This is a genomic window from Comamonas sp. JNW (assembly GCF_003105075.1).
GTDB lineage: Bacteria > Pseudomonadota > Gammaproteobacteria > Burkholderiales > Burkholderiaceae_C > Comamonas > Comamonas squillarum.
Genome location: NZ_QETI01000003.1, coordinates 434,441 through 445,175 on the forward strand (window position 1 = coordinate 434,441; position 10,735 = coordinate 445,175).

A 10,735-nucleotide genomic window follows, 5' to 3' on the forward strand; every position below is an offset into this window, starting at 1 on the left:
ATTAGAACAATATGGCAACGCATTTAGATCTGGAAGAACAGGAACAGATAGACCAGCTCAAGCACTTCTGGAACAAGTGGGGCACCTTGATCACCACGGTACTGGTGATTGTGCTGGGTGGCTTTGCCGCCTGGAATGGCTACCAGTACTGGCAAAACCGCCAGGCATCGCAAGCGAGCGCACTGTCGTCGGCGGTCGAATCGGCCGTCAACTCGGGTGACAAGACCCGTATCGACCAGGCCTTTGGCGATCTGCGCAGCAACTACGGCAGCACTGTGCAGGCGGCGCATGCCGGTCTGCTGGTGGCCAAGGCGGCGGGTGACAAGGGCCAGATGGACGATGCCAAGGCAGCGCTCACCTGGGTGGCAGACAATGCATCGGACGAAGGCCTCAAGGCCACCGCCCGCGTGCGTTTGGCAGCGGTGCTGCTCAACAGCCAGGCCTATGACGAGGCGCTCAAGGTGCTGGGCACCAAGATGCCGACCGAGTTCGATGCCGTGGTGGCAGACCACAAGGGCGATGTCTACCTGGCCAAGGGCGACAAGGCGCAAGCCATCGAGTCCTACAAGGCGGCCTTGCAAAAGACCGAACCGGGCGTGGAATACCGCAACGTGATCTCCGTCAAGCTCAATGCGCTGGGCGAAGATCTGAAGTGATGGATGGCAGAAGGCAGTGCGCATGAAACAACAACAGGCATATGCTGCAGCAGCTGCTGCAGCCAAGGTTTTGACGGTATCGGCAGTGGCGCTGGCCATTGCGGGCTGCTCTTTGTTCTCGTCGGACAAGCGCAAGCCCACTGAGCTGGAGCCCAATGTCGCACTGCTGTCCGTGCAGCAGGTCTGGACGCAGCGGATTGGCAAGAGCAATCCCACCTTGGTGATGAATGTCAGCGGCAAGGTGGTGACCCTGGCTTCGGCCGACGGCCAGGTGGCTGCGATCAATGCCGACACGGGTGCCGATCTCTGGCGCGTCAACGTGGGCCAGAAGCTCTCGGCGGGCGTGGGCAGTGATGGCAAATGGGCCGCTGTGGTGACCGAAGACGGCAACCTGGTGGCGCTGACCCAGGGCAAGGAAATGTGGCGCAAGCGCCTGCCAGCGCGTGTCTATACCGCGCCGCTGGTGGCGGGCGAGCGCATCTTTGTGCAAAGTGCGGACCGTTCGGTGCAGGCCTTTGATGCGGCCTCAGGCCAGGCACTTTGGAGCCAGGCCAAGACCAGCGAAGCGCTGGTGCTGCGCCAAAGCGGTGTGCTGACCGCCTACCAGGACACCCTGGTCGCTGGCGTCTCGGGCCGCTTTGTCGGTATCGACCCCAACACTGGCGCACTGCGCTGGGAAGTGCCGATTGCCAGCCCCCGTGGCACCAATGACGTTGAGCGTCTGGTGGAGCTGGTGGGTGGCGTCTCGCGCCAAGGCTCGGTGCTGTGCACGCGTGCCTACCAGATGGCCGTGGGCTGTATTGATGCCGCTACCGCGCAGCTGAGCTGGACCGTGCGTGCCGACGGTATCAATGGCATCTCGGGTGATGCCGAGGTGGTGGCCGGTGCCGATGGCAATGGCGTGATCACAGCCTGGGCGCATGAGGGCGGCAGCGTGGTGTGGACGAGCAATCGCCTGCGCTACCGCAAGCTGAGCCAGCCGCTGGTGCTGGGCCGCTCTGTGATTTTTGGTGATAGTTCGGGCACGGTGCATATGCTGTCCAAGAAAGACGGCTCGCCGCTCAACCGCTTCTCTACCAACAGCTCCGGTATCTCCGTGGCGCCGGTAGTGGCGGGCAACACCATGGTGGTGCAGACGAATGACGGCGCGGTGTATGGCTTTCGGCCCGAGTAAGAAAAGAAAAAGTAGTCAGGAATGAAGCCAGTTATTGCTTTGGTGGGGCGCCCCAATGTGGGCAAATCCACCTTGTTCAACCGCATGACAAAGTCGCGCGACGCCATCGTTGCCGACTTTGCCGGGTTGACGCGTGATCGCCATTACGGCCAAGGCCGTCAGGGCAAGCACGAATACATCGTGATCGATACCGGTGGTTTCGAGCCCGATGCGACCAGTGGCATTTTCAAGGAAATGGCCAAGCAGACCCGCCAGGCCGTGGCCGAGGCGGATGTGGTGCTGTTCGTGGTCGATGTGCGCCTGGGCCTGTCGGCCCAGGACCATGAGATTGCCGGCTACCTGCGCCGCCTGGGCAAGCCTGCCATGCTGGTGGGCAACAAGGCCGAAGGCATGAAGGACGGCGGCCAGTTGGCCGAGTTCTATGAGCTCGGTCTGGGTGAGGTGTTCCCGGTCTCGGCCGCGCACGGTCAGGGCATCCGCACCATGATCGACATGGCGCTGGAGAAATTGCCTTGGCTCAGCCAGGACGAGGATGCAGAGCCCGAAGAAGATGAGAGCGTCATCAAGCTGGCCGTGGCAGGGCGCCCGAATGTGGGCAAGTCCACCTTGATCAATACCTGGCTGGGTGAAGAGCGCCTGGTGGCCTTTGACATGGCCGGTACCACGCGCGATGCGATTGCGGTGCCGTTCGAGAAGAGTGGCCAAAAGTTCCAGCTGATCGACACCGCGGGTCTGCGCCGCAAGGGCCGCGTGTTCGAGGCGATCGAGAAGTTCTCGGTGGTCAAGACCTTGCAGGCCATTGAAGGCGCCAACGTGGTGCTGCTGCTGCTCGATGCCACGCAAGGCGTGACCGACCAGGACGCCCACATCGCCGGCTACATTCTGGAGAGCGGTCGCGCCGTGGTGCTGGCCGTCAACAAGTGGGATGCGCTCGATGATTACGGCCGCCAGATGCTGGAGCGCTCAATCGAGCTGCGCCTGTCCTTCTTGAAGTTTGCACCGCTGCACTTCATCTCGGCCAAGAAGCGCCAGGGCCTGGGCCCGCTGTGGACCTCGATGACCCAGGCGCACAAGTCGGCCCTGTGCAAGATGCCGACGCCCGTGCTCACGCGCGTGCTGCTGGAGTCGGTGCAGTACCAGACCCCCAAGAAGATCGGGCCTTACCGCCCCAAGCTGCGCTATGCGCACCAAGGTGGCATGAACCCGCCGGTGATCGTGATCCACGGCAATTCGCTCGAACACATCACCGATGCGTACAAGCGATTCCTGGAAGGGCGTTTCCGCAAGGAATTTAATTTGATCGGCACCCCCTTGCGGATTGAATTCAAGACCTCACATAACCCTTACGCTGACAAAGATTGATAGCGTACAAGTGAGATGAGGTCTGATCCACAGACCCATCACATGGAAAAAACCATTTATCGTTCAGTTAGGATGCCACTGTGGTAAGGTGGCGTTTTACAACAACACTGTCCGAACACGGAGAATATCGTGAGCAACAAAGGCCAACTTCTGCAAGATCCCTTCCTCAACGCTCTGCGCCGCGAGCATGTGCCAGTGTCCATCTATTTGGTCAACGGCATCAAGCTCCAAGGCCAGATCGAATCTTTTGACCAGTACGTTGTGCTGCTGCGCAACACCGTCACCCAGATGGTGTACAAGCATGCGATCTCGACCATTGTCCCCGGTCGTGCCGTGAACTTCTCGGCACCTGACTCGCAAGACAACGAAGCTTCAGCCTAACGCTTTTGATAGCACAACACTCGCGCAACTCGCGGGTGAGCAGCTCTACATCATTGAGTAATCAACAAAATTCCAACGACAAAAAATCCACCCCGGTCATGCTGGTCGGGGTGGATTTTGGTTTTCCGCACTTCGATTCCGAGCTCGAAGAGCTGGGACTGCTGGCCCAAACGGCTGGCCTGAACCCGGTCGCGCGCCTGGTGTGCAAGCGCAAGGTGCCCGACGCGGCGCTGTTTGTGGGCAGCGGCAAGGCCGATGAGATCCGCCTGGTGGCGCAGACCCATGGTGCCACCGAGATCCTGTTTGACCAGGCGCTCAGCCCGGCCCAGCAGCGCAATCTGGAGCGCCATTTGCAGATGCCGGTCAATGACCGGACCTTGCTGATCCTCGAGATCTTCGCGCAGCGCGCACGCAGCCATGAAGGCAAGCTCCAGGTCGAACTGGCCAAGCTGCAGTACCTCAGCACGCGCCTGGTGCGCCGCTGGTCGCACTTGGAGCGCCAGCGCGGCGGTATCGGCACGCGTGGCGGCCCGGGTGAGACGCAGATCGAGCTGGACAAGCGCATGATCAACGATGCGATCAAGCGCACCAAGGACCGGCTGCTCAAGGTCAAGAAGCAGCGCGCCACGCAGCGCCGCCAGCGCCAGCGCAACGACACTTTCAATGTCTCGTTGGTGGGTTACACCAATGCCGGCAAATCGACCTTCTTCAACGCCGTGGTCAAGGCCCGCGCCTACGCTGCTGACCAGCTGTTTGCGACCTTGGACACGACGACGCGGCAGATGTATTTGGAGTCGGCACAGCGCTCCATCTCCATCTCCGATACGGTCGGTTTTATTCGTGACCTGCCCCACGGGCTGGTCAATGCTTTTGAGGCAACACTACAAGAAGCGGTCGATGCAGATCTGCTGCTGCATGTGGTCGATGCCTCCAACCCTGCCCACCCGGAACAAATACAACAAGTCCAAAAGGTTCTTCGGGAAATTGGGGCAGAAAACGTGCCGCAGGTTCTGGTATTCAATAAACTGGATGCCATTGAGCCAGACCGGCGGCCACCAGCGCTTGCAGACAGCTATGAGCTCGATGGGGTGCAGGTTCCACGATTCTTTGTCAGCGCAGCCAAGGGGCAGGGGCTCGAGGCCGTGCGCGAGCACCTGGCCCAGGCCCTGGTCGCTCGCCAGGCAGCGCTCGATGCGGGCGATGCTTGGGAGATAGCCCCAGACGCTGATGACGAATTGCTGGGAAATGCCTCCTAGGGCTGCCACAATGGCTGCTTGCATGCGCTTGTAACGCTGATTCATAGAGACATCGCTAATGAAACTTCATTCACGTTTTCCGCGCCTGGCCTTGCTGCCGCAGGGCCTGCGCGGAATGTTTAACCTGAACGATCCTCGCTGGGGGCGGGGTGACGATGGCAAGGACGACAGCAGCAATGCAGGTCAAGAGCCATCTCGCCCGCCTTACAACCCGCCCGAGCAGAACAACCGGCCCAACCCGCAGCGCCCTGGCACCAACGGTGCCCCGGATCTGGACGAGCTGTGGCAGGACCTGAACAAAAAGCTCGGTGGTTTGTTCGGTGGCGGCAAAGGCGGTGGCACGGGCCGCGGCAGTGCAGGGCAGCCGCCCGAGTTCAAGGGCGCAGGCGTTGGCCTGGGCCTGATCGTCGGCGTTGCCGCACTGATCTGGCTGGGTACCGGCTTTTTCATCGTGCAAGAAGGCCAGCAAGCGGTCATCACGCAGTTCGGCAAGTACCACAAGACCGTCAATGCCGGTATCAACTGGCGCCTGCCGTATCCGATCCAGCGCCATGAGCTGGTCTATGTCTCGCAGATCCGCTCTGCCGATGTGGGCCGCGACAGCATCATCAAGACCACTGGTCTGCGCGAATCGGCGATGCTGACCGAAGACGAGAACATCGTCGAGATCAAGTTCGCCGTGCAGTACCGCCTGAGCGATGCGCGTGCCTGGCTGTTCGAGAGCAAGGCGCCAGCTGACACCGTCATCCAGGTGGCCGAAACCGCCGTGCGTGAGGTGGTGGGCAAGATGAAGATGGATGCGGCACTGGCCGAAGAGCGCGACCAGATTGCGCCCCGCGTGCGTGAGCTGATGCAGGTCATCCTGGATCGCTACAAGATCGGTGTCGAGGTCGTGGGCGTCAATCTGCAGCAAGGCGGCGTGCGCCCGCCAGAGCAGGTGCAGGCGGCATTTGATGACGTGCTCAAGGCCGGGCAGGAGCGTGAGCGCACCAAGAACCAGGCTGAGGCCTATGCCAACGATGTGGTGCCACGCGCCACCGGTACGGCGTCGCGCCTGATGGAAGAAGCTGCCGCTTACAAGGCCCGGATCGTGGCGCAGGCCCAGGGTGATGCCCAGCGCTTCTCGTCAATCTATACCGAGTACCAAAAGGCGCCGGTGGTCACGCGTGACCGTCTGTACCTGGAAACCATGCAACAGGTCTACAGCAATGTGACCAAGGTCGTGGTCGATTCCAAGCAAGGCTCCAACCTGCTGTACCTGCCGCTGGACAAGATCATGCAGCAGACCCAGGGCGGGGCTGCGGCAGGCGATGCTGCTGCCAGCTCGAACGCGTCCACGACCACCGCACCTGCGCCCGCACCGTCGGTGCCCGATGCCCGTGCCCGTGATACCAGCCGTACCCGTGACCGCGAGTCGCGCTAGGAGTGATTTGTGAATCGAATGGGATTTTTAGCTTCAACCGTCCTGGTGGTGCTGGCCTTGCTCAGCTCCACCGTGTTTGTCGTCGATCAGCGGCAGTTCGGCATCAAGTATGCGCTCGGCCAGATCAAGGAAGTCATCACGGAGCCGGGCTTGAACTTCAAGCTGCCGCCACCGCTGCAGAACGTGACCTACCTGGACAAGCGCCTGCTGACCTTGGACAGCACCGATACCGAATCGATGCTGACTGCCGAGAAGCAGCGCGTGGTGATCGACTGGTATGTGCGCTGGCGCATCACCGACCCTTCGGCCTATATCCGCAACGTGGGTACGACCGAAGGCCAGGGCGCGATCCAGCTCAACCGTGTGGTGCGCAATGCCTTCCAGGAAGAGGTCAACCGCCGTACCGTGCAGGACATGATCTCTGGCAAGCGCGAGCAGACCATGGCCGACGTCAAGCGCGAAGTGCTCGAAGCGGTCAAGGGCAGCAAGCCCTGGGGTATCGACATTGTGGACGTGCGCATCACGCGCGTTGATTATGTGGAGGCCATTACCGAATCGGTCTACAGCCGTATGGAAGCCGAGCGCAAGCGCGTGGCCAATGAGCTGCGCTCGACCGGTGGTGCCGTGGGTGAAAAGATCCGCGCCGATGCCGATCGCCAGCGTGAAGTGACGGTGGCCAATGCCTACCGTGACGCCCAGGCGCTCAAGGGTGAGGGTGACGCCGAAGCGGCCAAGGTCTATGCTGATGCCTTTGGCAAAGACCCGCAGTTCGCGCAGTTCTATCGCAGCCTGGAGGCCTACAAATCCAGCTTCAACAAGAAGTCGGACGTGATCGTGGTCGATCCATCGTCCTCGGATTTCTTCAAGGGCTATCGCTCGTCCGGCACCAAGTAAGCCTGGGTCAGCGCTCCCTGCCAGCCACTTTGCATTCGCAAAGTGGCTTTTTTCATTGGGGTTTCTTATAGCATCGCTAGGCGCTGGGCTCTGTAATGGCCGCAAAGGCGCAGTGCCGAGAGCAGGAAATGCGGATCGCCCGCTGTCATCCCTGTAGAATCACGTTTTTAACAGCCCTCCCAATTCCCCATGTCTGCTTGGATCCTTCCGGATCACATTGCCGATGTGCTGCCTTCTGAAGCGCGACACATCGAAGAGCTTCGGCGTGGCCTGCTCGACACGGCTTGTGCTTACGGCTACGAACTGGTGATGCCCCCACTGCTGGAGCATCTGGACTCGCTGCTCTCCGGCTCCGGTGAAGCGCTGGACCTGCTGACCTTCAAGCTGGTGGACCAGCTCTCCGGTCGCACCCTGGGCATCCGCCCTGACACCACCCAACAAGTCGCTCGCATCGATGCCCATTTGCTCAACCGCAAGGGTGTGGCGCGTCTGTGCTACTGCGGGCCGGTGCTGCATGCCAAGCCCGATCGCCCCCATGCGACCCGCGAGCCCTTGCAGTTTGGCGCTGAAATCTACGGCCATGCCGGGGTAGAGGCGGATGTGGAGGTGATCGCGCTGGCGACCGCGTCGCTGCGCGTAGCCCAGCTGCATGATTTCTCGGTGGACCTGGCCGATGTGCGCATTGTTCAGCGCCTGCTGGCGGGCTTGCTGGTGGATCTGCCGACCCTGCGCCGCGTGCATGCGGCGCTGGCGGTCAAGGATGCCTCCGAGCTCGCGTCGCTGACCCGCGATTTTCCGCCGGCCCAGCGCGATGGACTGCGTGCCTTGCTCAACCTGTATGGCGATGTGGAGGTACTGGCCGAGGCGGAAAAGGCCCTGGCAGCCATCCCGGGTGTTGCACCGATTCTGGCGGACCTGCGCCAACTGGCCAGCCGCATCGACAGCCCGGCTGTGACGTTTGACCTGGCCGATCTGCGCGGCTACTCCTACTATAGCGGCATGCGCTTTGCGATCTATGCGCAAGGCGTGACCGATGCGCTGGTGCGTGGCGGCCGCTATGACGAGGTGGGTGCTGCCTTTGGCCGCAGCCGTCCTGCCGTTGGTTTCAGTCTGGATATCAAGCAGCTGGTGCCGGTGGTCGAGCCGCGGCCCCTCAAGGCTGCCATTCGCGCGCCCTGGGTGGACCGCCACGATATGCGCGAGGTCATCGCCCGCCTGCGCCAGACCGGTGAGACCGTGGTCTGCGCCTTGCCCGGGCATGACGATGAAGTCGACGAATTCAATTGTGACCGCGAACTGGCCGAAGTCGATGGCCAGTGGATCGTGCGCAGCATTTAACCGTATTTTGTTCTTGGATGGGAAAAGACATGGCTATCTCCAAAGGTCGCAACGTTGTTGTGGTTGGCACTCAATGGGGTGACGAAGGCAAGGGTAAGTTGGTCGATTGGCTGACGGAGAGCGCACAAGGTGTGGTGCGCTTCCAGGGTGGCCACAATGCCGGCCACACCTTGGTCATCAACGGCGTGAAGACGGCACTGCATCTGATCCCCAGCGGCATCATGCGTCCCGGCGTCAAGTGCTACATTGGCAATGGTGTGGTGCTGTCCGTGGGCAAGTTGTTCGAAGAAATCGAAGGTCTGGAGAAGGCTGGCGTTCAGGTGCGTGATCGCCTGCGCGTATCCGAAGCCTGCCCGCTGATCCTGCCTTTCCACCAGGCATTGGATCTGGCGCGTGAAGCGGCCCGTGAACAAGGCGGCGTGCAAAAGATCGGCACCACCGGCAAGGGCATCGGCCCGGCTTATGAAGACAAGATTGCCCGCCGTGCACTGCGCGTGCAAGACCTCAAGCACCCCGAGCGTTTTGCCACCAAGCTGCGCGAGCTGCTGAGCCTGCACAACCACATCCTGGTGAGCGTGCTCGGTTCGCAGAAGTTCGACTTCGGCCCGCAACTCGCTCCGTACATGAAGAATGGCGAGATCCAGTTCGATGCCGTCTACAACGAAGCTATGCAACACGCCGAGCTGATCAAGCCGATGATTGCCGATGTCTCGTCCGAGCTGAACCAGGTGCATGCCGAAGGCGGCAACCTGCTGTTTGAAGGCGCGCAAGGCTCGCTGCTGGATGTGGACCATGGTACCTATCCTTATGTGACCTCGTCCAACTGCGTGGCTGGCAATGCGGCTGCCGGCGCTGGCGTGGGTCCAGGCCTGCTGCACTATGTGCTGGGTATCACCAAGGCATACTGCACCCGCGTTGGTGGTGGTCCCTTCCCGACCGAGCTGGAATGGCAAAAGGAAGGCACCCCCGGTTGGGTGATGAGCACCGTGGGCGCGGAAAAGGGCGTCACCACCGGCCGCTATCGCCGCTGCGGCTGGTTTGATGCGGCCTTGCTCAAGCGCTCGGCCCAGATCAACGGCCTGTCCGGTCTGTGCATCACCAAGCTGGATGTGCTCGACGGCATCGAAGAGCTGCAGCTGTGCGTGGGCTATGAGCTCGATGGCGAGCGCATCGACCTGCTGCCCCTGGGTGCAGACGACATCGAGCGCTGCAAGCCCATCTACGAAGCCATTCCCGGCTGGACCGACACCACCGTGGGTGTGACCGAATACGACAAGCTGCCCGTCAATGCGCGCCGATACCTGGACCGTATTGCCGAAGTCACCGGTGTGCCCATTGCCGTTGTCTCGACCAGCCCGGATCGCGACCATACGATCCTGATGCACAACCCTTACCAGGCCTAAGCCCTGGTTGCTACTTTTGATTGAGGAAACCCATGCTTACTGAAGACGGCAAGCACTTGTATGTCAGCTACGACGAGTACCATGGCCTGATTGAAAAACTGGCCATCAAGATTCACCAATCGGGCTGGGAGTTCGACACCATCTTGTGTCTGGCTCGCGGTGGTATGCGTCCTGGCGACATCCTGAGCCGTATTTTTGACAAGCCCCTGGCCATCATGTCGACCAGTTCGTACCGCGCCGAGGCCGGTACGCAGCAGGGTCACCTGGATATCGCGCGCTTCATCACCACCCCCAAGGGTGAGATCGCTGGCCGCGTGCTGCTGGTCGATGACCTCGCGGACTCGGGTCACACGCTCAATGCCGTGATCAACATGCTCAAGAACAACTACGCGCCCATCACGGAGCTGCGCAGTGCGGTGATCTGGACCAAGGGTGTTTCCACCTTCACGCCCGATTACTCGGTGGAGTTCCTGGCGACCAACCCCTGGATCCACCAGCCGTTCGAAGGCTACGACAGCTTGCGTCCAGAAAAGCTGCTGGAGAAGTGGAAGGTCTGACCGGCCGCTGCAGTTGAAAAAAATTGCAATTTCATGAAAAGCTGTCGGTAAACGCCTATACAATAGCGTCTATCGACAGCACGATGCCTTGCAAAGCTGCCAGACTCGAAAGAGGGCGGTTCGCAAGGTTTGCTTTTTTGAGGTGCTGACAAGGGGCTAGCGGAGACGCTGAAAACTTTGTCAAACAGTTCAAAAAGCTGTGCTACAATACAAGGCTTCGCTGATCGCGGCGAAGGGGATCTGAGGGTTGAGGCTCTTGGGTCAGGTCTTTAAAAATTAACAGCCGATAAG

The 10,735-nt window shown here is 60.8% G+C and carries 10 protein-coding genes; all 10 read left to right on the forward strand.

What is annotated here, in order from left to right; genetic code table 11:
- Positions 1 to 11 precede the first annotated feature (11 nt).
- The 10 genes from DCO45_RS07560 to DCO45_RS07605 all read left to right on the forward strand — a co-directional run bounded on the left by DCO45_RS07560 (position 12) and on the right by DCO45_RS07605 (position 10,444).
- Positions 12 to 656, forward strand: coding sequence for a tetratricopeptide repeat protein (locus DCO45_RS07560; protein ID WP_116925226.1), 645 nt, complete (start codon positions 12 to 14; stop codon positions 654 to 656).
- Positions 657 to 678: 22 nt separating this feature from the next.
- Complete coding sequence (bamB, locus tag DCO45_RS07565) at positions 679 to 1,830, forward strand: outer membrane protein assembly factor BamB (RefSeq protein WP_116925227.1); 1,152 nt, start codon at positions 679 to 681, stop codon at positions 1,828 to 1,830.
- 21 nt (positions 1,831 to 1,851) lie between these two features.
- Complete coding sequence (gene der, locus DCO45_RS07570) at positions 1,852 to 3,192, forward strand: ribosome biogenesis GTPase Der (protein WP_116925228.1); 1,341 nt, start codon at positions 1,852 to 1,854, stop codon at positions 3,190 to 3,192.
- 129 nt (positions 3,193 to 3,321) lie between these two features.
- Complete coding sequence (gene hfq / locus DCO45_RS07575; RefSeq protein WP_116925229.1) at positions 3,322 to 3,573, forward strand: RNA chaperone Hfq; 252 nt, start codon at positions 3,322 to 3,324, stop codon at positions 3,571 to 3,573.
- Between the two features lie 98 nt (positions 3,574 to 3,671).
- Positions 3,672 to 4,829 carry a GTPase HflX gene (gene hflX / locus DCO45_RS07580; RefSeq protein ID WP_021027522.1) on the forward strand — a complete coding sequence of 386 codons (1,158 nt, stop codon included), beginning with the start codon at positions 3,672 to 3,674 and terminating at the stop codon, positions 4,827 to 4,829.
- A gap of 58 nt (positions 4,830 to 4,887) precedes the next feature.
- A complete protein-coding gene (gene hflK / locus DCO45_RS07585; protein ID WP_116925230.1) occupies positions 4,888 to 6,252 on the forward strand; it encodes an FtsH protease activity modulator HflK in 1,365 nt (454 codons plus the stop codon).
- Between the two features lie 9 nt (positions 6,253 to 6,261).
- On the forward strand, positions 6,262 to 7,146 hold the full coding sequence (gene hflC / locus DCO45_RS07590) for a protease modulator HflC (RefSeq protein ID WP_021027524.1): 885 nt from the start codon (positions 6,262 to 6,264) through the stop codon (positions 7,144 to 7,146).
- Between the two features lie 189 nt (positions 7,147 to 7,335).
- Positions 7,336 to 8,484, forward strand: coding sequence for an ATP phosphoribosyltransferase regulatory subunit (locus tag DCO45_RS07595; protein WP_116925231.1), 1,149 nt, complete (start codon positions 7,336 to 7,338; stop codon positions 8,482 to 8,484).
- Between the two features lie 29 nt (positions 8,485 to 8,513).
- Positions 8,514 to 9,887 carry an adenylosuccinate synthase gene (locus tag DCO45_RS07600; RefSeq protein ID WP_021027526.1) on the forward strand — a complete coding sequence of 458 codons (1,374 nt, stop codon included), beginning with the start codon at positions 8,514 to 8,516 and terminating at the stop codon, positions 9,885 to 9,887.
- Positions 9,888 to 9,919: 32 nt separating this feature from the next.
- A complete protein-coding gene (locus DCO45_RS07605) occupies positions 9,920 to 10,444 on the forward strand; it encodes a phosphoribosyltransferase (RefSeq protein ID WP_021027527.1) in 525 nt (174 codons plus the stop codon).
- The last annotated feature ends 291 nt before the right edge of the window (positions 10,445 to 10,735 follow it).

Excerpts from the sequence above, each read along its gene's own strand:
- DCO45_RS07560 (WP_116925226.1), top strand. The coding sequence starts at position 12 with ATGGCAACGCATTTAGATCTGGAAGAACAGGAACAGATAGACCAGCTC.
- bamB (WP_116925227.1), top strand. The coding sequence starts at position 679 with ATGAAACAACAACAGGCATATGCTGCAGCAGCTGCTGCAGCCAAGGTT.
- der (WP_116925228.1), top strand. The coding sequence starts at position 1,852 with ATGAAGCCAGTTATTGCTTTGGTGGGGCGCCCCAATGTGGGCAAATCC.
- hflX (WP_021027522.1), top strand. The coding sequence starts at position 3,672 with ATGCTGGTCGGGGTGGATTTTGGTTTTCCGCACTTCGATTCCGAGCTC.
- hflK (WP_116925230.1), top strand. The coding sequence starts at position 4,888 with ATGAAACTTCATTCACGTTTTCCGCGCCTGGCCTTGCTGCCGCAGGGC.
- DCO45_RS07595 (WP_116925231.1), top strand. The coding sequence starts at position 7,336 with ATGTCTGCTTGGATCCTTCCGGATCACATTGCCGATGTGCTGCCTTCT.
- DCO45_RS07600 (WP_021027526.1), top strand. The coding sequence starts at position 8,514 with ATGGCTATCTCCAAAGGTCGCAACGTTGTTGTGGTTGGCACTCAATGG.
- DCO45_RS07605 (WP_021027527.1), top strand. The coding sequence starts at position 9,920 with ATGCTTACTGAAGACGGCAAGCACTTGTATGTCAGCTACGACGAGTAC.